Annotated in this window: 23 protein-coding genes and 1 pseudogene; 10 read left to right on the top strand and 14 right to left on the bottom strand. The window is 71.3% G+C overall.

Annotated elements, in window-relative coordinates; translation table 11 throughout:
• Positions 1 to 4: 4 nt before the first annotated feature.
• Both ACFYML_RS07495 and ACFYML_RS07490 read right to left on the bottom strand, forming a co-directional pair.
• Positions 5 to 1270 carry a sensor histidine kinase gene (locus tag ACFYML_RS07495; protein WP_387419790.1) on the bottom strand — a complete coding sequence of 422 codons (1266 nt, stop codon included), beginning with the start codon at positions 1268 to 1270 and terminating at the stop codon, positions 5 to 7.
• Entirely contained in the window at positions 1267 to 1923 is a 657-nt protein-coding gene (locus ACFYML_RS07490; RefSeq protein ID WP_198940137.1) for a response regulator transcription factor, read from the bottom strand. Before ACFYML_RS07490 ends, ACFYML_RS07495 begins: the two co-directional genes overlap by 4 nt.
• A gap of 130 nt (positions 1924 to 2053) precedes the next feature.
• Here ACFYML_RS07490 and ACFYML_RS07485 point away from each other — a divergent pair, with 130 nt between their 5' ends.
• The 5 genes from ACFYML_RS07485 to ACFYML_RS07465 all read left to right on the top strand — a co-directional run bounded on the left by ACFYML_RS07485 (position 2054) and on the right by ACFYML_RS07465 (position 6328).
• Entirely contained in the window at positions 2054 to 2602 is a 549-nt protein-coding gene (locus tag ACFYML_RS07485; RefSeq protein ID WP_387419789.1) for a hypothetical protein, read from the top strand.
• A 191-nt stretch (positions 2603 to 2793) separates the two neighbouring features.
• Positions 2794 to 3846: an efflux RND transporter periplasmic adaptor subunit gene (locus ACFYML_RS07480; protein WP_387420007.1), complete on the top strand. Its 1053-nt coding sequence runs from the start codon at positions 2794 to 2796 to the stop codon at positions 3844 to 3846.
• Positions 3843 to 4538 (top strand): ABC transporter ATP-binding protein, encoded by a 696-nt coding sequence (locus ACFYML_RS07475; RefSeq protein WP_387419788.1) that lies wholly within the window; start codon positions 3843 to 3845, stop codon positions 4536 to 4538. The genes ACFYML_RS07480 and ACFYML_RS07475 overlap by 4 nt, the downstream gene beginning before the upstream one ends.
• 76 nt (positions 4539 to 4614) lie before the next feature.
• Positions 4615 to 5823 carry an ABC transporter permease gene (locus ACFYML_RS07470; RefSeq protein WP_387419787.1) on the top strand — a complete coding sequence of 403 codons (1209 nt, stop codon included), beginning with the start codon at positions 4615 to 4617 and terminating at the stop codon, positions 5821 to 5823.
• A 301-nt stretch (positions 5824 to 6124) separates the two neighbouring features.
• Positions 6125 to 6328 carry a VOC family protein gene (locus tag ACFYML_RS07465; RefSeq protein ID WP_387419786.1) on the top strand — a complete coding sequence of 68 codons (204 nt, stop codon included), beginning with the start codon at positions 6125 to 6127 and terminating at the stop codon, positions 6326 to 6328.
• A gap of 129 nt (positions 6329 to 6457) precedes the next feature.
• Here ACFYML_RS07465 and ACFYML_RS07460 read toward each other — a convergent pair whose 3' ends face one another.
• From ACFYML_RS07460 to ACFYML_RS07430, 7 genes are all read right to left on the bottom strand, one after another.
• Positions 6458 to 7069, bottom strand: a complete 612-nt coding sequence (locus ACFYML_RS07460; RefSeq protein ID WP_387419785.1) for an ATP/GTP-binding protein — start codon at positions 7067 to 7069, stop codon at positions 6458 to 6460.
• A complete protein-coding gene (locus tag ACFYML_RS07455; RefSeq protein WP_387419784.1) occupies positions 7050 to 7427 on the bottom strand; it encodes a DUF742 domain-containing protein in 378 nt (125 codons plus the stop codon). Before ACFYML_RS07455 ends, ACFYML_RS07460 begins: the two co-directional genes overlap by 20 nt.
• Positions 7428 to 7435: 8 nt before the next feature.
• Positions 7436 to 7855 (bottom strand): roadblock/LC7 domain-containing protein, encoded by a 420-nt coding sequence (locus tag ACFYML_RS07450; protein ID WP_357434221.1) that lies wholly within the window; start codon positions 7853 to 7855, stop codon positions 7436 to 7438.
• A 16-nt stretch (positions 7856 to 7871) separates the two neighbouring features.
• Complete coding sequence (locus ACFYML_RS07445) at positions 7872 to 10307, bottom strand: nitrate- and nitrite sensing domain-containing protein (RefSeq protein ID WP_387420006.1); 2436 nt, start codon at positions 10305 to 10307, stop codon at positions 7872 to 7874.
• A gap of 121 nt (positions 10308 to 10428) precedes the next feature.
• Positions 10429 to 12084, bottom strand: a complete 1656-nt coding sequence (locus tag ACFYML_RS07440) for a prenyltransferase/squalene oxidase repeat-containing protein (protein WP_387419783.1) — start codon at positions 12082 to 12084, stop codon at positions 10429 to 10431.
• The gene (locus tag ACFYML_RS07435; protein WP_387419782.1) at positions 12081 to 13001 is read right to left on the bottom strand and encodes a terpene synthase family protein; all 921 of its coding nucleotides are present in this window, start codon (positions 12999 to 13001) and stop codon (positions 12081 to 12083) included. The genes ACFYML_RS07440 and ACFYML_RS07435 overlap by 4 nt, the downstream gene beginning before the upstream one ends.
• A complete protein-coding gene (locus ACFYML_RS07430) occupies positions 12998 to 14368 on the bottom strand; it encodes a cytochrome P450 (protein WP_387419781.1) in 1371 nt (456 codons plus the stop codon). Before ACFYML_RS07430 ends, ACFYML_RS07435 begins: the two co-directional genes overlap by 4 nt.
• Positions 14369 to 14781: 413 nt before the next feature.
• Between ACFYML_RS07430 and ACFYML_RS07425 the strand changes: the two genes are divergently transcribed.
• Complete coding sequence (locus ACFYML_RS07425; protein ID WP_387419780.1) at positions 14782 to 15759, top strand: helix-turn-helix domain-containing protein; 978 nt, start codon at positions 14782 to 14784, stop codon at positions 15757 to 15759.
• Positions 15760 to 15782: 23 nt separating this feature from the next.
• Here ACFYML_RS07425 and ACFYML_RS07420 read toward each other — a convergent pair whose 3' ends face one another.
• Positions 15783 to 18467, bottom strand: coding sequence for a LuxR C-terminal-related transcriptional regulator (locus ACFYML_RS07420; RefSeq protein WP_387419779.1), 2685 nt, complete (start codon positions 18465 to 18467; stop codon positions 15783 to 15785).
• Between the two features lie 97 nt (positions 18468 to 18564).
• Here ACFYML_RS07420 and ACFYML_RS07415 point away from each other — a divergent pair, with 97 nt between their 5' ends.
• Positions 18565 to 18975 (top strand): hypothetical protein, encoded by a 411-nt coding sequence (locus ACFYML_RS07415; RefSeq protein ID WP_387419778.1) that lies wholly within the window; start codon positions 18565 to 18567, stop codon positions 18973 to 18975.
• Between the two features lie 69 nt (positions 18976 to 19044).
• On the opposite strand, the gene ACFYML_RS07410 is transcribed toward ACFYML_RS07415, so the two are convergent.
• On the bottom strand, positions 19045 to 20085 hold the full coding sequence (locus ACFYML_RS07410) for a hypothetical protein (protein WP_387419777.1): 1041 nt from the start codon (positions 20083 to 20085) through the stop codon (positions 19045 to 19047).
• Positions 20085 to 20581, bottom strand: a pseudogene (locus tag ACFYML_RS07405) (SigE family RNA polymerase sigma factor). The gene ACFYML_RS07410 and the pseudogene ACFYML_RS07405 overlap by 1 nt, the downstream one beginning before the upstream one ends.
• Before the next feature lie 111 nt (positions 20582 to 20692).
• Here ACFYML_RS07405 and ACFYML_RS07400 point away from each other — a divergent pair.
• Positions 20693 to 21547 carry a carbon-nitrogen hydrolase family protein gene (locus tag ACFYML_RS07400; protein WP_387419776.1) on the top strand — a complete coding sequence of 285 codons (855 nt, stop codon included), beginning with the start codon at positions 20693 to 20695 and terminating at the stop codon, positions 21545 to 21547.
• A gap of 11 nt (positions 21548 to 21558) precedes the next feature.
• Here ACFYML_RS07400 and ACFYML_RS07395 read toward each other — a convergent pair whose 3' ends face one another.
• Complete coding sequence (locus ACFYML_RS07395; protein ID WP_387419775.1) at positions 21559 to 21933, bottom strand: hypothetical protein; 375 nt, start codon at positions 21931 to 21933, stop codon at positions 21559 to 21561.
• Positions 21934 to 22194: 261 nt separating this feature from the next.
• Here ACFYML_RS07395 and ACFYML_RS07390 point away from each other — a divergent pair, with 261 nt between their 5' ends.
• Together ACFYML_RS07390 and ACFYML_RS07385 are read left to right on the top strand one after the other, a co-directional pair.
• Entirely contained in the window at positions 22195 to 22584 is a 390-nt protein-coding gene (locus tag ACFYML_RS07390) for a hypothetical protein (RefSeq protein ID WP_387419774.1), read from the top strand.
• A gap of 702 nt (positions 22585 to 23286) precedes the next feature.
• A complete protein-coding gene (locus ACFYML_RS07385; RefSeq protein ID WP_387419773.1) occupies positions 23287 to 23478 on the top strand; it encodes a hypothetical protein in 192 nt (63 codons plus the stop codon).
• A gap of 102 nt (positions 23479 to 23580) precedes the next feature.
• Here ACFYML_RS07385 and ACFYML_RS07380 read toward each other — a convergent pair whose 3' ends face one another.
• The gene (locus ACFYML_RS07380) at positions 23581 to 24540 is read right to left on the bottom strand and encodes a DMT family transporter (RefSeq protein ID WP_387419772.1); all 960 of its coding nucleotides are present in this window, start codon (positions 24538 to 24540) and stop codon (positions 23581 to 23583) included.
• Between the last annotated feature and the right edge of the window lie 282 nt (positions 24541 to 24822).

Below are 24822 nucleotides of genomic sequence, written 5' to 3'. Positions count from 1 at the left end.
CCGGTCACGCGGGGCCGTGCGTCACCGTGGGCAGCGTCCGCGCCGGCTGTGCCGGGACGACCGCGCCCAGCGGTGGCAGGGTAACCGTCACGACCAGCCCGCCACCGTTTCTGGGGTACGCGTGTACAGCGCCGCCGTGCGCCTGGGCCACCGCCCGCACGATCGACAGGCCGAGCCCGAACCCGCGTCCCGCGCCGGCCCGGTCGTCGGCGCCGCTCCGACCGGCGCTCGCCCTCGGGCCGGCCAGGCGGTCGTGGCGCAGCCGCCGGAACGGCTGGAAGATGGTTTCGATCTCGTAGCTGGGCACCACGGGGCCGGTGTTGACGACCACCAGGGTGACCCAGCCGTTGACCAGGCCGGTGCTCACGTCGACCTCGCCGCCGGCCGGCAGGTTGTGCCGGACCGCGTTCTCCACCAGGTTCTGCGTGAGCCGCTCGAGCAGCACCGGGTCACCGGCCGTGGCGGCGGACGCGAGCTGGCGGCGTACGGTCAGCTCCGGCGTGCCGGCGGCCTGGTCGAGGACGTGCCGGGCGATCTCGGCGAGGTCCACCGGGGTGCGGTCGACGACCTGCTGCTCCGAGTCGGCCAGGGTGAGCAGCCCGTCGATGAGCCGTTCGTGGCGTTCGTTGATCGCCAACAGCGTCTCGCCGAGCTGCCGCAGCTCGGCGGAGGCGCCCGGCCGGGACATCGCCACCTCCAGCAGCGACCGGTTGAGCGCGAGCGGGGTACGTAACTCGTGCGACGCGTTCGCAACGAACCGCCGCTGGCCGTCGAAGGACCGGTCGAGCCGCTCCAGCATCAGGTCGAACGTGTCGGCCAGTTCCTGCACCTCGTCCCGGGGCCCCCGCAACGCGATCCGCTCGTGCAGGCCCCGCCCGGCTGCGCCGGCCGCGGCGATCCGGCGGGCGGTGCCGGTGATCTGGTGCAGCGGCTGCAACGCCCGCCCGGCGATCAACCAGCCGAAGCCGAGGGCGATCGCCGAGATCAGCAACAGCGCCACCCCGCCCTGGGTGAGCAGCGATTCCAGCGCGGTCCGTTTCGCCTCGTCCTGAGCCTCCTGGATCAGGACCCGCACCTGGTCGGCCTCGCCCGGGCCGGGCAGCTTGCTGAACGGGTTGACCGTGGTGATCTGGGTCTTGACGCCGGCCAGCGGCTGGCGCATCCGCTGGTCGACCAGCACGTAGGTGACGCCGAGCAGGACCACGCCGGCGAGCAGCAGAAGGCCGCCGTGCACCAGGGTCAGGCGGGCCCGGATGGTCAGTCGCTTCACCTGATCTGATACCCCACTCCCGGCACCGTCTCGACCACCTGCGGGTCGCCGAGCTTGCGGCGCAGCTTCATCACGGTCACCCGTACCACGTTGGTGAACGGGTCAATGTGCTCGTCCCACGCCCGCTCCAGCAGCTCCTCGGCGGAGACCACCGCCCCGCCGGCCCGGACCAATTCGGCCAGCACCGCGAACTCCTTGCGGGACAGCGCGACGTACCGGCCGTCGCGGTAGACCTCGCGCCGGGCCGGGTCGACCACGATGCCGGCCCGGCTCAGCTTCGGCGGGGCGGCCGGGCGGGCCCGCCGGGCCAGCGCGTGCACCCGGGCGGAGAGTTCGACCAGCGCGAACGGTTTGACCAGGTAGTCGTCGGCGCCGAGGGCCAGGCCGGCCACCCGTTCCCGAACGGCCGCGGCGGCGGTCAGCATCAGCACCCGCGTCTCGCCGCCGCTGTCCACCACCGCCCGGCACACGTCGTCGCCGTGCACCACCGGCAGGTCCCGGTCGAGCACCACCACGTCGTAGTCGGTGACGCCGAGCCGTTCCAACGCCGCGTCCCCGTCGTAGGCGACGTCCACCGCGAACGCTTCCCGGCGCAGCCACTCCGCGATGGAGTCGGCCAGCAGCGTCTCGTCCTCGACCACAAGCACTCGCACCGTCCCATGGTGACGCGGCCACGGATAACCACGGCGTTAACACCGACGGTTACGCCCGGGATACCGCCGCTGCGGTCGACTCGTCCGTATCGGCCGGCGATCCGCGCCGGCACGGAGGAAGGAGTTGTCCATGCGCCGACGAATGTCGGGCACACTGCTCGTCCTGCCCCTGCTGCTCGGGCTCGCGGTCGCCGGCTGTGCGAAGGCCGGTTCGGACGGGGAGCAGGTGGCCACGGCCGGCGGCGGTGCGGCCAGTGCCTCGCCCAGCGCCAGCGTCGTCCCGGTCAGCGACGAGGACCGGCAGCGCGAGTTCGCCAAGTGCATGCGGGAGAACGGGCTGCCGGACTTCCCGGACCCCGAGATGGCCGACGGCAAGGTCCGCATCCGCATGCCGGACGGAGCTGACCGGGCGAAGGGAGAGGCGGCCATGGAGAAGTGCCGCAGCCTGATGCCCAATGGCGGCAAGGAGATCAAGCTCGACCCGGAGCAGGTGGAGAAGGTGCGGCAGCTCGCCCGGTGCATGCGGGAGAACGGGGTGCCGGACTTCCCGGACCCGGGCCCGGACGGCGCCATCGAACTCAACGGGGATGGTTTCGACCCGAAGAACCCGACGGTGCAGGCCGCCATGGAGAAGTGCCGGCAGGACGGCGCGCCGCTACTGATGAAGAGGACCCAGTGAGCGCGAGGAGTGAGCCGGGTTTGCGAGCCCCGCAGTCGCGAACAGAGACAAACTCCGCGAGCGCGAGGAATGGGCCGGATTTGCGAGCCCCGCAGTCGCAAGCGGAGATCGTCCCGGTGAGCGCCACCGCCACCGCGCCGGCCGCCGCACCCGCCGGGGGCGGCCGTCGCCGCCGCCGCGCGCATACCCCGATCGTGGTCGCCTCCGCGGTGGTGGTCGCCGCCGCCGCGGGCGTCGCGGCCGCCGTCGGGGCCGAGGGCCGCACCGGGGGTACGCCGGCCAGCAGCGGGCTGCCGCCAGCGACTGCCCAGGTCACCCGGCAGACCCTGGTGGACTCGGAGAGCTTCGACGGGGAACTCGGCTACGGCGCCGGTCACACCGCGACGCTGCGCACCGGCGGCACGATCACCTCGCTGGCCGCCACCGGCAGCCAGGTCAGCCGGGGCAAGCCGCTGTTCGCGGTCGACAACGCCAAGGTGCTGCTGCTGTACGGGCGGCTGCCGGCGTACCGGACGCTCGGGCCCGGCGTGTCCGGCGCCGACGTGCGGCAGTTCGAGGAGAACCTCAAGGCGCTCGGCTACTCCGGGTTCACCGTCGACGACGACTACACCTCGGCGACCGCGGACGCGGTGCGGCGGTGGCAGGACGACCTGGGCCTGCCCGAGACCGGCCGGGTCGAGTTGGGCCGGGTCGTCTACGCCGACGGCGCGGTGCGGGTGGACAGCCACGAGGCGGATCTCGGCGACCCGGCCCAGCCCGGCCAGGCGGTGCTGACCTACACCGGCACCGCCCGGGTGGTGACGGTGTCCCTCGACGTCGACGACGAGCGGCTGGCGAAGCGGGGCACCAAGGTGAGCGTCACCCTGCCCAACGGCAAGGACGTCACCGGCACGGTCGCGGCCACGGAGACGGTGATCGACACCGGCACCGGCGGCGGGGCGGGCGGCCAGGGCGACCCGGAGACCAAGATCGAGGTCACCGTGACCGTGGCCGACCCGAAGGCGCTGACCGGTTTCGAGCAGGCCTCGGCCAAGGTCGGGTTCACCGCCGCCGAGCGCCGGGACGTGCTGACCGTGCCGGTCGCCGCGCTGCTGGCGCTGGCCGAGGGCGGCTACGGCGTGCAACTGGTCGAGGGTGCCACCACGCGGATCGTCGCCGTGGAGACCGGGTTGTTCGCGTCCGGCCGGGTGGAGGTCTCCGGCGCGGGGCTCGCCGAGGGGGCGACCGTGGGGATGCCGACGTGACCGGCGACGCGGTCGTGGAGCTGGCCGAGGTGACCAAGGTGTACCCGGGCGGCGTACGGGCCCTCGACGGGGTGTCGCTGACCATCCGGTACGGCGAACTGGTGGCCATCGTCGGCCCCTCGGGGTCGGGCAAGTCCACCATGCTGCACCTGATCGGCACCCTGGACCGCCCCTCCACCGGCCGGGTCCGCATCGACGGGTACGACGTGGCCGCCCTCGCCGACCGGCAGCTCTCCGCCCTCCGGTCGTCCCGGATCGGCTTCGTCTTCCAGCAGTTCCACCTGGCGCCGAACGTGCCGGTGCGGGACAACGTCGCCGACGGGCTGCTCTACGCGGGCGTACCCCTGCGGGAGCGACGGCGGCGTGCGGAGGCCGCGCTGGACCGGGTGGGGCTGGGGCACCGGCTCGACCACCGGCCGCACGAGCTGTCCGGCGGCGAGCGGCAGCGGGTGGCGATCGCCCGCGCGGTGGTGGGTGCACCCAGGCTGCTGCTCGCGGACGAACCGACCGGCAACCTGGACTCCGCGTCCGGCGCCGGGGTGCTGGCGCTGCTGCGCGACCTGCACGCGGCCGGGACCACCATCGTGGTGATCACTCACGACCTGGAGATCGCGGCCGGCCTGCCCCGCCGGGTGCAGATGCGCGACGGCCTGATCGTCGCCGACCACCGTCCCGTGGCGGTGCCCGCATGAGCGAGCGCAGCGAGCGAATCAGCCAGCTCAGCGTAGTGGTGCCTCATGGCGTCGCCGAGCGAAGCGAGGCGACGACATGAGCGAACGCGTACGGCTGGCACCCGCCCGGCTGCGCCCACGGGACGTCCTGCGGGTCGGCGGGGTCGGGCTGCGCACCCGGCCGCTGCGGGCCTTCCTGTCCGCGCTGGGCATCGCGATCGGGATCGCCGCCATGGTCGCGGTGGTCGGGATCTCCGCGTCGTCCCGGGCGGAGCTGGACCGCACGCTCGCCCAGCTCGGCACCAACCTGCTCACCGTCAGCCCGGGCAACACCCTCTTCGGGGACGACGCCCAGCTGCCGACCGAATCGGTGGCGATGATCGGGCGGATCGGGCCGGTGCAGGCGGTGGCCGCCACCGCGCTGCTGGCCGACGCGAAGGTGTACCGGTCGGATCTGATCGCTCGGGGCGAGAGCGGCGGGATCGCCACCCGGGCGGCCAGCCTGGAGCTGCGGGACACGGTCGGGCTGGCGGTGGCGAGTGGCACCTGGCTGAACGCCGCCACCGCCCACTATCCGGCGGTGGTGCTCGGCGCCATTACGGCGCGGCGGCTCGGGATCGGCGCCGCCGGGCCGGACGTGCAGGTCCAGCTCGGTGGGCGCTGGTTCACCGTGGTGGGCATTCTGGCGCCCGCGCCGCTGGCCCCGGAGCTGGACCTGTCCGCGCTGGTCGGCTGGGACGCGGCGAAGTCCTATCTCGACTTCGACGGGCACCCGACCACCGTCTACACCCGCACCGCCGACACCGCTGTCGAGGCGGTACGCGCGGTGCTCGGCGCCACCGCGAACCCGGAGGCGCCGAACGAGGTGAAGGTGGCGCGGCCGTCCGACGCGCTCGCCGCGAAGCAGGCCACCGACGAGGCGTTCACCGGGCTGCTGCTCGGACTCGGCGCGGTCGCCCTCCTGGTGGGCGGCGTCGGGGTGGCGAACACGATGGTCATCTCGGTGCTGGAACGGCGCCCGGAGATCGGCCTGCGCCGTTCGCTCGGCGCCACCCGCGGCCAGGTACGCACCCAGTTCCTGGCCGAATCGCTGCTGCTGTCCGCCCTCGGCGGGGTCGGCGGGGTGCTGCTGGGCGCCGGGGTAACCGCCGGTTACGCCCTCTCCCAGGCGTGGCCGACGGTGGTGCCGGTCTGGGCGGTGGCCGGCGGGGTCGGTGCGACCCTGCTGATCGGCGCTCTCGCCGGGCTGTACCCGGCGATCCGCGCTGCCCGGCTCGCCCCGACCGAGGCGCTCGCCACCCCGTAACGGCGATCAGGGAGGAGTCCTGGCGGGTTGTGGTCGATTGCGGCCGCAACCCGCCAGGATCGTGCTCGTCGTCCACACCCTTGTCGCCGGCTCGTCCGCTGGGCCCGGGAGGAATTCTGTACACCTCCCACGTAGCTGTAGCGGATTTCTCCCGCATGGCGACCGGCGGCAATGCCTCAGCAGTTGGCCATGATGCCGGTCTGGGTCGTGGCCGACGGGCGACGCTGCTGCAGGTCCGCCTTCTCCTCGGCCCATCTGCTGGTACCGGCGGTGGTGGCGGTCGCCGCGATCGGCCTGCGCCGTGCACCCGACCGACGGCGAGCCGGCCCACGAGCTGTTTCTCATGTGCGACGACGTCGAGGCGACCATGGCCGAACTGACGGCGAAGGGCGTCGAGTTCACGATCCCGATCACCGAGGAGCGGTGGGGGCTGCGCACCGCGCTGCGGCTGCCCGGCGGCGGCGAACTCGGCCTCTACGAGCCGCGCCACCCGGTGACGATCTGAGGCCCCGGCATCCGCGCGGCGGCGGGTGCGGCGCCGTGTAGCAAGCGACCGCACCCGTGCTCGCGCAGGCCCACCCACCGGCCCGCAGCCGGTCAGCCGTGTCGCCGACCGCTGGTGGGGCACCGACCGTCAGGACCCGACGGTCTGGGGCTTGCGGGTCAGGCCCCGCCCCTTCATGACGTGCTGGAGCAGGGTGATGAGGACCTCCTTGCTGGACTCCCGCTTGCGGGCGTCGCACAGCATGACCGGCACGTCCGGGTCGAGGTTCAACGCCATCTGCACCTCTTCCAGGCTGTACTGCCGAGCGCCGTCAAAGCAGTTCACGGCGACGATGAACGGCAGGCCCTGGCCCTCGAAGTAGTCGATGGACGGGAAGCAGTCGGCCAGGCGGCGGGTGTCGGCGAGCACCACCGCGCCGAGGGCGCCGAGGGCCAACTCGTCCCAGAGGAACCAGAAGCGGTCCTGCCCCGGGGTCCCGAACAGGTAGAGCACGAGGTCTTCACCGAAGGTGATTCGGCCGAAGTCCATCGCCACCGTGGTGGTGGACTTCGCTTCGACCCCGGTGAGGTCGTCGACGCCGACGCCCCGCTCGGAGAGCACCTCCTCGGTGCGCAGCGGCTGGGTCTCGCTGACCGCTGCGACGAGGGTGGTCTTGCCGACGCCGAAGCCCCCCGCAATGAGGATCTTGAGGGCGGTGGGCAGGATCGTCCGATCCTCCCCGTCAGAGTTCTCGTAGTCCATGAATGAGCGCCTCGAATACGCTGTCGTCGGGAAGAGTGGCGGGCGGACGGGGTTCGGAGACCTGCACAAGCTGGCGGACGACCAGGTCGTCGAGCAGTACGCGGACCGTGCCGAGCGGCAGGTGGAGGTGCGCGGCGACCTCCGCCAACGCGAGAGGCCGCTGGCACAGCTCGATGATCCGGGCGTGCTCCGGCACCAGTCCGACGTCGAGGGGCGGTGCCGCCCGGGTTGCGGTCACGAGTGAGATCACGTTGAAGCCGTTCCTCGGTCTGGCTCGCCCGCGGGTCATGGCGTAGGGCCGGACCACCGGTCCGGCCTCGTCATCGACCCACATCGGCTCGGCGTCAGGCCTCGTCATGGGCGCCTCTACTTCCCGGACAGCTGGACGGTGGCTCGGGCGGGGGCGGCCAGGAACTTGCCGGCCCTCTGAACGATCATGGCCATCTCGTAGGCCACGAGACCGACGTCGGCGTCCTCGGCCGCGAGGACGGCCAGGCACGCGCCGTGACCGGCCGCCGTGACGAACAGGAACGATGACTGCATCTCGATGACGGTCTGCCGCACCGGTCCGCCGCCGAAGCGGCGTCCGGCACCCTTGGCGAGGCTCTGGATTCCGGAGGCGATCGCGGCCAGTTGCTCCGCGTCGTCCCGGCTGAGTCCGGCGGAGGACGCCATCAGCAGGCCGTCCACCGAGAGCACGACGGCATGCTGGGTCTGCTTGACACGTCCGACCAGGTCGTCGAGCAGCCAGGCCAGATCGGACCTCGAAGAGTTCTGATGCTGCACGTGCTGGTTCCTCTTTCTACCGATCGGTCCCGGCCGCCGGTGAATCGTCGGCGGCTGGGGGCTGTTCGTCTTCGTCGCCGAGCAGACGCGCGTCGTCGCGTCCACGGCGGGTGCCGCTCTGGTAGCGGCTCATCAGTTGGCGGATCTGTTCCGGCGACCTGCCCGGGTCCGCCTCGGCGGGCGCCTCGACGGCCGGTTCGGCGTCGGCCCGCAACTGCGGTGCGAGGCTCGCCTGCCGGACCCGCACCGGCAGGCCTTGCGGGGTCCGATCCGCGGCGGGCCGCGGGCGCGGCACGAGCGGGGCGCTCCCGCTGCCCGGCTCGGCAACGGGCGCGGCGTCCGCGACGGGCGCGGCCTTCTCAACAGGCGTGGCGTCCGCAACGGCCGGGCGCACCGGCTCCCGCATGCCGACGGCCGGCAGCTCCAGGGTGGGCTGGCGGGCCGGCGGGGCCTCGGTCAGCGCGACGGATCCCCGTCGTTCCACGGTGGGCAGGCCGTCGCGGAGGGACGCGGTGGGCTCGCCGGCGGACGGACCGCCGGCCTGGCCGGCCGCGGCAGTGAGGGCTTCGGCGCTGGTCACCAGCTCCATCGGGATGAGCACGACGGCGGTGGTGCCGCCGTACGGCGAGGTCTTGAGGTTGACGCTGAGGTCGTGCCGCTGGGCGAGGTGGCTCACCACGAACAGGCCCAGCTGGTTGGCATTGGCCAGGTTGAACTCGGTCGGGTTGGCGATGCGGTCGTTGGCTGCGGCGAGTTCCTCCTCGCTCATGCCCAGACCGCGGTCCTCGACCTCGATGACGAAGCCGCGCGCCACCAGCTGTCCCCGCACCTCCACCTCGGTGTTCGGCGGCGAGAAGGACAGTGCGTTCTCGACGAGCTCGGCGAGCAGGTGGATGACGTCACCGGCGGCCCGGCCGGTCAGGCCCACGGAGCCGAACGGCAGCACGTTCACCCGCGTGTAGTCCTCCACCTCCTGGGTCGCCGCGCGGGCCACGTCGATCATGGGCACGTCCCGGCGCCAGGCGCGGCCGGGCGCCGCGCCGGACAGAACGATGAGGTTCTCCGCGTTGCGCCGCATGCGGGTGGCGAGGTGGTCGACGCGGAACAGGTCCTCGAGCTCGTCGGCGTCGTGCTCACGGCGCTCCATCGCGTCGAGCAGGGTCACCTGGCGGTGGACGAGGCCCTGCGTACGCCGGGCGAGGCTGAGGAAGACGTCGCGCACGTTGCGCCGCAGCTCCGCCTGCTCGACTGCGGTGCGGATGGCCGTCTCCTGGACCCGGTTGAAGGCCTCACCGACCTGCCCGATCTCGTCGGAGCCGAAGTCCAGTGGCGGTGCTTCGACGGCGACGTCCACCTGCTCACCGTGGCCGAGCCGTTCGACCACATTGGGCAACCGCTCGTCAGCGAGGTCGTGGGCGGCCTTCCGCAGCCGCTCCAGCTGGGACACCAAGGCGCGGGCGGTCGTGATCGAGAGGATGATCGAGGCGATAACGGCGATCGTGCCGAGGCCGGCCGCGAGGAGAAGCCGGACGATGACCATGATGGCCACACCCGTGGCACCGCTCACGATCCCGTTGCCACCGGCAGTCACGACGCCTTGCAGCTCGCCCTGGGCGTCGTCCACCGCGCGGCGCCATTGGGCCGCCTCGACCGGAACCTTGGAGCGCGTGTTGGCGCTCTGGACAACCTGGTCTTCGATTGACCGGAGGCGGCTGAACGCGTCGCCGGCGAGCAGCTGTTCGTATCGGGCGCGGTCGTCGGGTGACAGCTTGGTCGAGGTCTCGGCCCCCGCGAATCGCTGGGCGCCGACGAGCTGTGCAAACTGTGCGTATTCGGCGCTGGTGAGCCGACCGCTGGCGAGGATGCCGTTCATCAGGGCGTCCTCTTGTGAGATCAGTTCCGACATCCGGTTGAGCTGGATGAGCGCTGCGGCGTAGCCCGCGATTTCCTTGTCGTCAAGGCTCGCGGTGGCGTGGTAGATGCTGAAGATCGAGTCGATTGCGTCGGCGAAAGACCGTCCCGCGCTGGTGCGGTCGATCGTCCGTGCGTTGACCGACTCGCGGGTAGCGGCGAGACCATCCAGGCTGGCGTAGGTGGCGTCGAGCCGTTGGCCCAGCTTGTCGCTGCCGGCAAGGTCGGTCTGCCAGCCCTGTGCGGACTCCTTGAAGCTCGCCGCGAGCTGCTCGGACTCTCGTCGTTGGGCCTCCAGGGCCGCTCGCGCCTGGCTGTCGTTCCCCGGCCCGCCCAGGTAGGCCAGCGTGAGTCGGCGCTCGTTCTGCAGTGCCTTCAGCAGCGGCGCGCTCGGCTCGTAGACGGTGCTGTTCAGCGTATTCACCCAGAGCAGGTTCAGGCCGTCCCGCAGGGTCACCCACGCCGCGAACGCCCACAGGGCGGTTAGCGACACGAGCATCGCGACCACTTTGGTACGTACATTGGTACTGCGAGAACGCATTACACCGTCCCAGTCAGCCGTTGAAGCATCTGGCATACAGCTTGGTGAATTGAGGTACCTGGGTGCGTGCGAGCCGTCGGCGCGCGACAACGGGGCACGCTAGCAGTGCCCGAACAATCCCTCAAGCGTCCCTGATCACCGGCTTGCCGGCAGCCTGTCCGGGTTTGGACGCGATTGCACTGGCCTCCACTGTGGCCAGGCTCGGGTGCTGCCGCGCGAGATGCAGTGCGGCGAGCACCGCGGCCCGGACGATCGCCCTCGGGTGGTAGAGCTCTTTGCCGTACCAGAGGGGAGGATCAGCGCTGCGGCCGGTTGCGTCGCGCAGGTACGCGTAGCCGCGCTGCACGGCCGTGCCAACTCCAGCAGCCTGCGGGCGGGTGGACAGCAGCACCTGCAGCGCGTACGCGGTCTCCTCGACGGTGCCGCCCCATCGTCCCCACGAGCCGTCGGACCGTTGGGTGGCCAGGACCCAGTCGACGGCCTTCACCACCGACTCGGCCGCCGTGGGCCCGCGGCCGAAGTCGTTGAGCGCCTGGGTGCAGCACGCGGTGGCGTAATACGGCGAGGCGTGCCATCGGTCGCGCCACTGTCCGTCGAGCTGCTGGTGTTCGCGCAGCAGGACCGTGAGCCGATCGATGGCCGTCACGTACCGTGGAGAGGGATTGCTGCCGTGCACGTACTGGCCGAAGGCGTCCAGGACGTGCGCGTTGGTGGTGACGGAAAAGCCGTCCTCACCCGGCCAGGTGCAGAAACCGTCCGCGGTTTCGTACGTCCACAGACCTCGGGGATCTGCCGGCTGGCCAAGCTTCCCGAGCGCATACAGCGCCACGGACGTGGTGTCCGCGTCAGCGGGAAGTCCGGGCCCGGTGGGGGTGCCGACTGGACCCATCGCGGCGGCGAGGCTCGCCAGCACGCCTGGACGCACCGCGGGCCTTATTCCGGCACGTGCCAGTCCGCTCACCACCCACGCCTGTTCGAAGACGGTGATGGGAAGCGGGCACGGTACGGGTCCACCGTCGGCTACGGTCGCCAGGTATACCCAGGCGGGGTCGTCGGGGGTGGCGGGGCCGCCGAACCAGGCAGCGGTCGCCGCCGGTGAGGCGCCGACCGTGCCGGGCAGCGTCGGGCGGATGCCCGCGGCGCGGCGTGCGGCGGGGCCCAGGACCTCCAGGAAATGCAGCAGCTTGCCGGGCAGCTCAGCACCGGCCGCCAAAGCGTGTCGGACCCGGGCGAGGCGGTTGTTGTCCATTCCCGCCGGCAGGCCCAGGCGCACGCCGCGCCAGCGTTCGATGCCCGTGGCTGGCGCGTCCTCAAGTCGGTCGAGGTGCTGATTGATCTCCGCCACGAGCGAGGGCACGATGACGTCCGCTGCCGGCGTGTCCGGCACCAGCAGATCCCCCCGTAGCCAATTGGTGAGCGCCTGGAGGCCGTGGCTGGCGGCGGCGGCCAACCGTGCCTGCCCATGATCCCGTTGCGCTCCGGATCCGATCGCCCGGATGGTCGCGAGCAGCGCCTCGGTGGCGCTCAGCGTGGGTACCAGCGCATAACCCTCTGGCGGGCCCCACGCGCCGTCCACCCGCTGGCTCTCGAGCAGGTACGCGATGCGCTCACCATGCCCGCCGAGCCACGGAGACAGCGCCACGAGCCGGGCGGTCTCGTACACCGATGGAGCAACCTGACCCCACGGCTCCGCCTCCAGACTGGAGATCAGATCACGTACGGCGAGGTCAAGGTTGTCCACAGCGGGGGTGGGCGTGGGGATGCCGTGGCTGGTCACAGGCTGCCCCAGAAGTCTGAGACCTGGTAGAAGCCGCTGGTGAACGCGATCTGGCGTTTCAGGTAGGTGGCCTGCCGGGGGCACGTTGGCTCCAGCGGCCGGATCAGGTCGTGGCAGCCCTCGATGAGCGTGGTGAGCCTGGCGGTCACCTCGGTCGAGTCGTTGACGAGCATGAGCGCGTTGAGGTCCCCCCATTGGAGGTCGCGCCGATACGTAGCGAGGTCGTTGACCAGCCGCAGTGCGCGCTGCACCGCGCGGCTGGCGACTCTGAGTTCGGCGATGTGGTCGAGGCAGTCCTGGTCGCCGACGTAGGTCCAGTGCGCCATGTTGACCAGCACACAGGCGAGGTTGTCGGCGTTGCCGAGGTATTCATCGAGCGTCGGAGCAGCAGTGCTCGGCTCCGACGCGGCCTCGGGCGTGGTCTTCCAGGTCCATTCCTGCTCGACCGCCGCGAACATCCGCCCGAGTTCTTCCCGCCACATCGGCTGCATGACCGCGAAAGCAGGCGCCGCCGCCAGATCGTCGCCGATCTCGGCCAACAGCCGGGCCAGTGGGTGCCTGCCGGGGGGCGGGCTGCCGTCCGCGACCGCGAGGCAGTCGGCGACGACCGCCCGCACGTCGTCGGCAGTCCTCGCCAGATAGTCGATCTGCCAGTCGGCCGCGAATACCCACAGCAGGGTCCGAGCCGTCACCCGCAGTTGCTCGGCCGGGTATTCGGGTGCGGTGACGGCAATCGACATCGCGATGCTGCTGACCAGGGCTGGGTCGAACGGCCGGCCGGTAAACAGATCCTGGTGGCGGGATACCACCTCGTGCAGGTCACGTTCGAGTCGGACGGCCAGCGCGCAGATCCGTCCGTGCTCCGCCACGGTGAGCAGGTCGGCTGCGGTGAGCGGCACGTGCGGGCCCGACGTCACGAGACCGAGGCGCGTTCGCGCGGTAGCAGAGTGACCGTGTTCGGCCGGGGCCGCAGCGAGGCGCCGAGCCGCGGCTTGAGATCGGCCGGCTGCCCGAGCCGGAACCGGAACCGGCTCAGGAGCGTGGCCATGATGATGGGCGCTTCGAGCAGGAACAGGTACTGGCCGATGCACTGGTGCGGGCCGCCCCCGAACGGGAAATAGCTGTAGCGGTACTGCCGCTTCGGCCGGTCGGCAGCGAACCGCTCCGGGTCGAACTCGTCCGGGCGATCCCAGAACGCCTCCATCCGCTGGGTCGCGTACGGGCTCACCAGGATCGTCGCCCCGGCCTCGATCCGGACGCCGCCCAGGATCTGCTCCCCTACCGCCGTACGCGGGATGGTCCAGCCCGCGGGCCAGAGCCGCAGCATCTCGTCCAGGACCATCCGGGTGTAGCGCAGCTGCGGGATGTGCGTCCGCTGCACCGACCCATGCCCGACAACCTCGTCGATCTCGGCGTAGAGCCGGGCGGCCACCTCGGGATGCGTCTCGAGGACCGGCCACAGCCAGGACAGGACGCCGATCGTGGTCTCGTTGGCCGTGGAGAACATGGCGACCACATCGCTGCGGATCTGCTCCTCGCTGGCCTGCGACCCGTCAGCCCGTGGACGGCACAGCGTCGCGATGATGTCGTCGCCGTCGCCCGGGGCTGCCCGCTCCTTCCGGATGATCGGCAGGACCAACGAGTCGATGCCTGCCACTGCGTTACGGAAGGCGCGGTCGCCTGGCAGGGGAATCCAGTAGGGCATCCCGGGGGCGATCAGGCGAGACACCATCGTCCGCGTGATCGTGTCCAGGTGCGCGTAGATCTGGAGCGCGTCAGGCAACGGGATCTTCTTGCCGAAGAGCACCCGCGTGGTGGCCTGGCATACAACCCGCGACATCAGGGTGATGGCGTCGACGGCCTGGCCCGCTCGTGCGGGCTCGTCCAGAGCGTCGACCGCCTCGCGGATCGCCACCGCCATCCGGTCGATCAGCATCTCGGCGCGCTTGGCGGTGAACAACGGTTGCAAGGTGTCCCGGCTGGACTCCCACAGCTCGCCCTCGGTGACGAGGATCGCGTCGCCGACCACCCGCCGGACCCCCCGCCAGAGCATGCTCTCGGGGTCGCGGATGTAGTTGGTCCGGTCGCGCAGGATCTGCTGCAGGTGCTCTGGATGAGTGACCAGGTACGGCCGGAAGGTGCCGAGGTTGAGCCGCACGACCTCGCCACCGGCCTGGTTGCCGAAGTGGACAAGCGCCCCCAACGGGTCCCGGACCAGGTGCGGCAGTGCGCGGCGCAGGGGAACGGGTCTGGCCTGGCCGGCGGCGACCTGCGCCTCGGACATGAGCACCTCCACGATCTGTCGTACAACCGAGCCCATGGCGGCGGCCAGGTAGGTCTCGTGAAAGCAGGGCCCTTGATGATCATCGCACGCATCGCCCCGCAAGGCCAGATATGTCCACCGTCCTCACCGGACTTTCGGGCGATGGGGGTGCGTCCATCAGGTTGACTGAGCGGTCAACCCGTGGGGTGGCATGTTGCCTGACCGGTCAACCCGTGCGGCGGCCTGGACGCATCCACGCCGGAGCCGGTCACCCACGCTCCGCCGGCACCGTCACCGGCCCCTTCGACCAGGCGCTCCCTGGCCGAGTCGAGGCGCCGCAGCGGACATCACCTTGCCGTTACCACTCCTGTCGCTGGGAGCCCCTCATATGTAACATCCCTCGACTGGACCGATGGCAGGGTGGAGGTGACCGGGTGCTCCCTACCGAGATTCTCGATACGTCCCTACTTCCGCCAGCTGACCGCTTTGCCTGTTGGTACGAGATCGTCTCGCAGGAGGCCGCCCCGACCCACGTCAGATGCCCGCACATCGAGAACTTCACGGCCGTGGCCAAGCGAGTGGACCTGGGCAGCGTCCGGCTGGCGGAGCTGCACTACCCAACCCTGGAAACCATCCGATCGCCGCGCCTGGTGCGCAGATCGCAACCCGACACGTACCAGTTGGTGCTGATGACTACCGGGTCGAGCGTCGCCATCCAGGACCGCACCGAGTCGCCCCTGGAGCCGTCGTCGTTCACCCTGCTTGACAACAGCCGGCCGTTCACCGGCTCGCACTTCTCGGACGGGCCGGTGCTCGCGGGCTCCATCTCCCTTCTCATCTCGCGTCGGTCGTTGCCCCTGCATCCCGACCGGGTGCGCCGATTGCTCGCCACCTCGATCCCCTCCGATACAGGTATGGCGGCCCTGCTCGCTCAGTTCGTTCAGCGCCTGGTGACGTACCCCGAGCAGTTTGCCGCGAGTGATGCGCCGCGGCTCGGCATGATGGCGCTGGACCTCGCCGCCGGCGCCCTGGCGCAGCAGCTGGAGGTGCAAGGGACACTCCCGGTCGACGTCCGGGAACGCACGCTGCGTGCGGAGATCCGCGCTTTCATCGAGAAGAACCTTGGCGACAGTGAACTCAACCCCAGCTCGGTCGCCGCGGCCCACCACATCTCGCTGCGCACCCTGCACCGCCTCTTCGAGCAGGAGGACCGCACCGTGGCGGGATTGATCCGCCAACGACGCCTGGACCGGTGCCAACGAGATCTGATCGATCCCCGGTTGGCCCACCAAGCGATCCAGAGAATCGCCGCCCGCTGGGGGTTCGCCGACAAGGCGCACTTCAGTCGGCTCTTCAAGGCGTGTTACGGCATGTCGCCACAGGAGTACCGCGACCAGCACCGCCAGCCTTGAGCTCCCATTGGCGCTCCCGGTCGTCAGCCGTGCGTCGAGGAGGACCGGGCGATGGCGGCCAGTTGGGCTCGGGAGGTGACACCGAGTTTGGGGAACGCCTTGTAGAGGTGGTAGCCGACGGTGCGCGGGCTGAGGAAGAGCTGCGCGGCGATGTCGCGGTTGGAGGCACCACCGGCGGCCAGCCGTACGACCTGCCGTTCCTGGGGAGTGAGCACGCTGAGCGGATCGCCCGCCTGGCGCGGCGCCGCCGGCACGTCCCCGGTCGCGCGCAGCTCGGCGCGAGCGCGGTCTGCCCACAGCTGCGAACCGAGTCGGTCGAAGATCTCCAGCGCGCCGCGCAACTGTGCGCGGGCGTCCGACCGCCGCCGCGCCCGGCGCAGCCACTCGCCGTAGGCGAGCCGCGTCCTCGCCAGCTCGTACGGCTGCGCGTCGTCATGGCGCTGCACGGCCCGCGCGAAGTGCGCTTCGTTCTCCTCGACGAGCGCCTGGCAGCGCATCGCGATCGCGTCCGCCGACGGCTGACGGACGTGCCGCGCCCAGGCCAGGTAGCGGGCGAGCGGCTCCGCTGCCTGCCCCGGCTGGCCGCTGCGGACAGCTGCCTCGACCTGGTCCGGGGCGGACAGGACGGCGATGCTGCTGACGGGGATGGCCTGCAGCTGCTGGAGGGCGGCGTCCGGGCGGCCCAGGCCGAGGTCGAGCAGGCCCAGGGCCCAACGCCCGATGGCCGCCGCGAGCACCATGCCCTGCTGGTCGGCTCGCGCCACGCCCGCTTCGGCCTTCGCCCGGCACTCCTGCGCGTCGGCGAGGTGCGCGAGCACCCAGGCGAGCGAGCACGTGAGGTGGCTGACCGGGTGCTCGTGGCCCAGGTCCGTCGCCAGCCGTAACCCCGCGTTGAGGGTCGCGGTGGCCTCGCCGTACCGGCCGCGCCAACCCTGCGCGAGTCCGTGGTCGAGGAGCGCGTTGGCGAGCCAGCCGATCATCCCGTTCCGCTGGCAGTCCGCCACGACTCCGGCGGTGATCTCCTCGCCGAGGGCGGCTCGGCCCAGCGCGAAACACAGCGAGGCGGTGAAGGTCAGTCCGGGCACCCCCAGCCCGGTGCGGTGGGGTTCGTCCACCGCCTGACCCATGAGGGTGATCCCATCGCCGATGTCACCGCCCATCAGGCGGGTCAGCCCGAGCGCACCGGTGACCAGCGGCGGGTCGATCGCGGGGAGCGCGCGGAGGCTGGCGGCCGCCTCCTCCGCCAGTTGGGTGTCGCCGGCGAACCACGCACAGCGGATGGCCTCCACCAGCAGCCAGGTGGCCCGCTCGGTGGACCGGGCTGCCAGCCGCGGGACGCCGGCCATGATGATCCGGCCCGCCGCGAGCGGTGCGCCCAGCTCGAATTCGCGATGGGCGCGTACCTGGATCAGCGCAGCGATCATGTCCGGGTCGTCCACATCGGGTGTGGCGCGGTCGGCGAGGGCGGCGGCTCGATCCATCAGTCCGGCGTCACTCGCCGCCAGCGCGGCGGCCGCGAGTCGTCCGGATCGTCGTACCGGATCGGCGGTGAGTTCGGCGGCCCGCTCGTAGGCCGCGGCGATCGCGGCGTGGCCGCCGCGGGTGCGTGCCCGTTCCGCGGCTTCCGCCAACTCCCGGGCGATTTCCTCGTCGGGACCGAGCGCGGCGGCGGCCAGGTGCCACGCTCGCCGGTCGGCCGCGTCGACGGCCGGCGAGCGGGTGAGGGCGTCGGCAAGGGCACGGTGTACGGCGAGGCGGCGGGTGGCCGGCGCGCCCTGGTAGGCGGCAGCCCGGATCAGGGGGTGGCGGAAACCGACGATGGTCCCCTTGACCTCGATCAGCCGGCTCCGCTCGGCCGCGCCCAGCGCGTCGAGGGTGGCGCCCGCGGCTACCAGCGTCCCCAGCTCACCGGAGCCGTCCGCCGCCGCGATCAGCAGCGCGGTTCGCGCGGTCTCGGGCAGCGCGGCTATCTGTGCCTGGAACGCTTCCTGGACCCGATCGGCGACGGGCATGGCACCCACCGGTGAGAGTCGTCCCGCCCGCTGCTCGGCGCTGAGTGCGGCGGGCAGTTCGATGAGCGCCAGCGGGTTGCCGTCCGATTCGTCGATGAGGCGCTGTCGTACCTGCGGTGGGAGGTCGGCCGGGAGCAGGGCGGCGGCGGCTGCCCGGTCCAGCCCGCCGAGCCGGAGCTCGGGCAGCCCCACGGCGGGAAAGCCAGCGCGGGCGGCGAAGAGGATGACGACGCCTTCCGCCTCGAGGCGGCGGGCAGCGAACATCAGTGCGTCGATGGACGCCTGGTCGAACCACTGCGCGTCGTCGACGAGGCAGAGCAGCGCGCCGTCCCCGGCCAGCTCGGTGAGCAGGCTCAGCGTGGCCAGCCCGACCAGGAACCGGCTCTCCGGAGCGGTGTCGCCCAGTCCCAGAGCGGCGTTGAGCGCGGTGGCCTGCGCGGCGGGCAGCGTGTGGATCCGGTCGAGCCCGGTGCGCAGGAGCAGGTGGAGTGCGGCGAACGGCAACATCGCCTCGGACTCGACACCGACTCCGCGCAACACCCGCATGCCCTCGGCCCGCCCGGCGGCGTGCTCCAGGAGCGCGGACTTGCCGATCCCCACCGGGCCCCGGATGACCAGGCTTCCGCTCCGGCCGCTCCTGGCCGCGGCCAGGAGCCGCTCGATCGTCGCCTGCTCCCCCACTCGTCCGTGCAGCACGGTCAGGAAGCTACCGTCACGATGACTGATTCGGCGTGGCCTGGCCCTCCGTAGCTTCGTGATCATCCGCACGGACGTACTACGAAGGGACCCCGGGATGACCACCGTCGCCAGCACCGTCCACCCCGCCGCCGACACCAAGCTGCTCCGCTTCGCCCTCAAGCAGGACGCGCTGGGCTCGGGCGCCAACGGAGTCGTCTACGTCGTCGTCGCGGCGATCTTCGGGGAGCTGTTCGGCCTGCCCGCCGCCCTCCTCTACCCGATCGGTGTCTTCCTGGTCGCGTGGGCCGCCGCGCTGTTCTTCCTCGCCGCGCGGCCGACGGTGAGCCGGGCCGCGGTGGGTGTGGTGATGGCGGTCAACATCGTCTGGGTGGTCGCGAGCGTCGAACTGCTCGTCGCGGGTTGGTTCCCGTTGACCGGCCTCGGCACCGCATTGGTGATCGTTCAGGCGGTGGCGGTCGCCGGCTTCACCGTCCTGCAGTTCGCCGGCCTCCGCAAGGCCGGGTGAGCCGCGAGCCCTCGGCGCCCGCCCTGGTAGGGGCGGGCGCCGAGGCACGTCGGCCGCGCTCACGACGATTCACCAGGTGCCGGGGTCGGCGATCGTGGCGGCCGGCCGGTAGCCGCCCAGGACGCTCAATCCATCCGGCTCCGTATAGCCGTGGCCCCACCCGTCGAGGAACAGTTCCACCTGGCAGGGCTTGACCCACATCTCCAGCGCGTCGCTGCCCTGTCGGCGTACGCGGTAGGGCCCGGCTGTCAGCTCACCGGCCTCGGTGCCGACGGGCACCGCCGGGCGTTGAGCTCGAACGGTGAGCCAGCGACCGGAGGGGTCACCCACCACTAGTGATCCTTCGGAGAAGGGATCCGAGCGGTCCAGGCTCAGCTGGACGGAACATTCCAGCAGGCGGGCACCGGCGGGCAGCGATTGCAGGCGGAACGGCACCGCGCAGCGGCGGGCGCCGTCGAAACGCACGCGGCCTGCCGCGCCAACCGCCTCGTCGCGGTCGTCCGCGTGGATCTCGAGTCGAGCCCAGAGGCCGTCGACCGGTTGCCAGCGCACGAACCACAGACCCGGCCCGCCCGACGGTGCCGGATCCATCCAGGCGGTTCCCGGCCGCTCGCCGACGCGAACGTCCGCCGGTGGCCGGGGCCGGCCCGACGACGACAACGTCTGCCGGACACCGTCCAGCGTCGCCGCGCTGCCTGCCAGCACGAATCGTGCCGGGCCGGTCCCGCCCTGGAACTCGACGCTTTCGACGCCACGGCCCGTGGTCCAGGTGGCGTACCGAGCGCCGGAGACCAGGTTGTCGGCCGTGAAATGAACGACGGCAGGATCGGTGCCGACGAGGTCGGGCCGCTCGGCGGCGCCGGGCTGGTTCGGCGACGCCGGCAGCAGAAGCGCTGTCTGCCGGGCGGTCTGGCCGAGCGGCACCACCATAAATACGGCTGCCACCACCGCACAGGCTGCCGCCACGCACGAGCTGACCAGCCCCCGACGCCGTCGCCGCAGGTGGCGCCCGCGAAGAACGGCCTGTGCCACGATCGGCGCCGGGTCGACGTCGGCTCCCGCATGGGCGTCGAGCATCACGGCGAGGCGCTGGTCGAGGTCGGACGACATCAGAACACTCCCATCGGTTCGGCGGCGTCTCGGCCCAGCCGCTCGCGCAGTGCCGCCAGGGCGCGCTTCGCGTGCGTACGGACCGTGCCCGTGGAGCAGTCCAGGATCTCGGCGATCGTCCAGTCGTCGAGATCTTCGTAGTACCGCAGGACGATCACGGTGCGTTGTCGCGCAGGCAGGGCGCGGACAAGCTGCCACAGGGCGTCCCGCTCGGCGACCTCCGCGGTCTCGTCGCTCGTACCCGGGCGCTCGGTCACCGCGGTGACCAGGACCTCCCGGCTGCTGCGCCGACGCCACCACGAGTGGTGGGCGTTGACCAGCATCCGGCGTACGTACAGGTCAGGTTGCTCCATCCGGGAGATGCGCCCCCACCGGGCGTACGCCCTGGCGAGGGTGTCCTGAAGGAGGTCTCGGCCCGGTGCTCGTCACCGGTGAGCAGGCGGGCGAGTCGCAGAAGCGCCGAAGCCCGGGCGAAGGCGTACTCCTCGAACGTCACGCCCTATTGAACGCAGTGGGACTCCCGTTCCGTAGACAATGGCCCGGCACTTCGTACCCGTCCGGTAGCGACAGACCATGCTCGTCTGGCGGCCGCAGACGCCGTCGGGCAGTGTCGAGCGTCGTGGATGCCATGACAATCGCCGCCGCTCAACCGTTGGTGACCTGCGATCCGGTCGAGAACGGAGGCGTGGTGCGCGCGCTCATGCGCGAGGCGCATGAGCGGGGAGCACGCCTGGTGCAGTTTCCCGAGGGAGCTCTCACCGGCTATGTCGGACAGGCGAAGCGGCACTTCGCCGGCTGGAACATCGACTGGGCGCCGGTCCGGGCGCAACTCGACGAGACCGCCGCGCTCGCGGGCGAGCTCGACCTGTGGGTGGTGCTGGGCGGCAACCACCGCCTGACCGGCCCCCACCGGCCGCACAACAGCTTGTACGTGATCTCCAATCGGGGTGAGATCGTCGACCGGTACGACAAGCGGTACCTCTCCCACACGGAGGTGACCGGCTACTACTCGCCCGGCTTCGAGCCGGTGGTGGTCGACGTGTCCGGATTCCGTTTCGGCCTGGCCCTCTGCATCGAAATCAACTTTGCGGAGGTGTTCCTCGACTACCTGCACCACGGCGTGGATTGCGTGCTGTTCTCGTCCTTTTCCCAGGACCCGGTGTTCGGTGTGATCGCCCAGGGCTATGCCGCCGCCAACTGCCAGTGGTTCAGCGTTTCGGTTCCCGCCCAGTGCAGCCCAGCAATGCCGAGCGGAGTGATCGGCCCACACGGCGCCTGGCTGGGGCGGTGTGCCACCGACGGCCACAGTGGACTGGTGTGCGTCGACCTCGACCGGCAGGCCTCGGAGCTGAAGATGGCTCTGCACGTCGCCCGGCCGTGGCGCGCCACCGCCCGTGCCGGCACGATCTACACACAACGCAGCGTGGAGGATCCTCGCAGCAGCGATCGCATGGCGCCGTAATTGCTGGACCGCTACACCCCGCCCCGTTGCATATCCCGGCCGGCGCAGGCGAGCCGGCGTGCGAGGTAGTCGCCGAGCGACGTGGCTTCCGGCACCTCGGGGTCGCCGGTCGGGCCGGCGGGGGCGTAGCGGGTGTGCCGCAGTTCCGCCACGAACTCGGACACGGGCGCGCCAGCGTGTAGTCCGGTGGTGATCGCGGTCGACAGGGCGTCGGTCAGGCCGGCCAGGGTGGAGCCGTGCTTGCCGACGTGCAGCTCGACGTGGGTGAGCCGGTCAGCTGCGGCAGCGGTGACGAGGTGACCGGGGGTGCCATCCAGAACGAACTCGGCCGTGGTGCCTGCCGTCCGGCGAGGTACCGGAATGCGAGTTCGCCCAAGGTCCGTCATCGTCGGGTGCTCCTTCGCGCTCGCGCCTCGCCCGTGCCGTCGAGGACCTCGACACGGTAGGCAGCCGGACGGGCCGGCACCAGCGCGACACGCTACCCATTCGCACAGGTGAACGAAGACGAGCTCAGGAAGGCAGACAGCACCGCGTAAGCCGGTGTTGCCCGTCCACGGGAGCGGCCAGCGTCCGGGTGGAGGTGGCCAGTCCGTGCACTGCCCGCCACGGGGTCGCGCGTATCGCGTATCGGGTGATAAGCACACTTCATGACCTGGTCCAAGGCGCGGCCAACCCACCCGTCGGCCTCAACCTCGCACGTCATCACCGGCACCGCTGTCATGCTGGCGTGGTTCGCTGCTGCCGCGGCCGGGACGGTCTATTGGGTGGCGCACCAGTCGAACAGGGCAGGCGCCTGCGACAGCTTCTGTGTGTCGGACCGGGTCGAGGCCTTCGTCGTGGCGTTCTTCGTCGGCATCCCAGTCGGCGTTGTCGGCCTGTTCGCCGGTGCGGTCCTCCTCGCGTTACTCGGACGGCGGATCCGTTCAGGGTGGCTCGTTGGCAGTCTCGCCGGCGTTGGTGGCCTGGTCATCGGTCTGGTCGTCGTGGTCGGCGGGCTGCAGGTCTGGACCCGGGTCACCGAGGCCGCCGGATGGTGACGGGTCGGGCACGGAACGGCGAGCCCCAAACATGCCCTCCACCATGCCGGCTGTAACGGCGGACAACGGATCGACGCTCACCTACAAGGGACGGCCGCAAAGCATGGCCAGACCCTTCGCCGGGCGGGGCGGTCGGCCCACACCTCCCCCGCAGTCCCGTCCGGCCTCCACAGTCCGACCCGCAACAGCGACCCCTGACGCTGCCGGAGGCCCCGTGATCGTCGAATCAACCACCCGCACACCGCCGCCCCGTTGGCCGGCCATCAACAGCCGGTCGGCGCCCGCCGTGCGGAATCAGCCAACTCAGCCGGTACCGGAGCCGCGCGACTGGTTGCCGTACGTGGCGTTGGCCGTCACGACCGTGATGATCGGATGCTTCGCCACAATCGTGGTTGTGCTGGCTCGATAGCCGGCCCTGCCTCAGCTGAACCACGAACGCCCCCACCGCCTCGCGTGGGGGCGCTTCGTGTCCGCCCGGCTGTCAGCGGCGGTGTCGGCGGCTACCGGTAACGCCGCCGGCGGGCTTCGCTATCGGGTGCCAGTCGGGAGAGTGCGGAAGGAACCCGCCGGCGGTGTTACCGTCTTCGGCGTGATGTCCGGGTGGACCCCGGCGCTGCGTCGGTCGCACGAGACCAGGGAGGACTGCGACGCGCACCGTCGCCGCCCCGAATCACCCCGATGATCGAGAGGGGGTGAGACTCTATGACCACCCCGATGCAAGCCGGCGATGTCGTCGCCGTAACCGTGACCAAGGTCCTGCCGTTCGGCGTGCTCGTCGAGACTCCGGCAGGCGTGCCCGGGCTCGTGCGCAGCGCCAAGGCCGAGGTCGGCACGGTCGTAAACGTTCGCGTCCGCGAGTTCGACGGCCAGCGGTTCGGCGCCAGCCTGGTGTGAGTGAGGTGGCCGGGTGCGGCATGGAAAGCGCACCCGGCCCCGACATTCCCCGCGGAACGGTCGCCGCCCGTCACGACGAAGCCACAGGACCAGAGCGACGGCTTATCGCCTTCGGCTACCAGCACCAGCGGGGACGGTCAGGAGGACCAGGCCCAGGGCGAGGACGACCATCCCGGACCACGATGCGGCCGGCAGGCGTTCATCGAGGACGGCGACACCCAGGACCGCTGCCACGGCAGGCTCGGCCAGGGTCAGCGACGTGGCCGCCGACGCGGGAGTACGGCGCAGCCCGTGCCCGAAGAGCCGGTAGGCCAGGTAGACGGTGAACAGGGCAAGGTACAGCGCCACCGCCGCGCCGCGGGTGGTGGCGAGCCAGTGCGGGTTGGTGAACAGCACGAGCGGCAGGACGAGCAGCCCGGCTGCGCCGAACAGCACGCCCATCACCGCATCGGATGGGTGTTCGCGGGTGATCAGTTTCCCGCCGATCAGCGAGTAGGCGGCGTACGACAGGCCGGCGCACCCGGCGAGTGCGACGCCGGTCAGGTCCATGGGCGCGGCATGTCCGGTGAGCCCGGGGCCGAGCACCAGAAGGGTGCAACCCAGCACGGCGGCCGCGGTGGCGCCGCTCCAGCGTGCGGTCGGCCGGGCCTGCGAGGTGATCCAGGACAGCAGGCCGGCGAAGACCGGCGCGCTGCCCAGGGCAACCACGGTGGCCACCGCCACGCCGGTCCGGGCAACGGCGGGGTAGAAGGTGACCGGATACCCGGCCACCGCCAGCGCACCCAGGACGAGCAGCCACCGCTCGGGGCGGGTGCAGCTGGCGGGCAGCGAGCGGGCGCGGCGTGAGGTGAGGAACAGCAGGGTGCCGCCGAGGGTGAGACCGGCGCCGCCGATCGCCGCCGCCGGTGCACCGGCGGGTGCCAGGGAGCTGGCGGTCCCGGTCGTACCCCAGAGAACGGCTGCGGTGAGGATGGGCGCGGGGCCGCCCAGGGAACCGGTGCGGGAGGGGCGTTGGCCGGTGGCCGGGTAGGTGGGAGCTTGAGGTGAAATGTGGTTCGGCACAGTAGTGGTCTTCCGTCGTCGAATGCGTCTGGGACTCGATCCGAAACGGGCGCACCACAGGAACCTGAACCGCCGCAGTCGACGGGGTCAGGGGTTCACACCATCAGTGTCTGCGCCCGATCAGGCGCAGAGCGGCGGCAGAACGACGTGCCAGTAGGAGTTCACCCGGCGATGGTAGCTGCCTGGGACCGGTGGCTGAGGAAAGGCTCTGTCCCGGCTGGTGATGAAGTGGCCAAGATCGATCAGGAATCAAGAAGTGCAGGCCACGGAGCCGCGCCTAGC

This window comes from Micromonospora sp. NPDC007230 (assembly GCF_042869115.1).
Lineage (GTDB): Bacteria > Actinomycetota > Actinomycetes > Mycobacteriales > Micromonosporaceae > Micromonospora.
The sequence above is the reverse complement of the archived record's forward strand: the minus strand, read 5'-3'. Positions and strand labels throughout refer to the sequence as shown.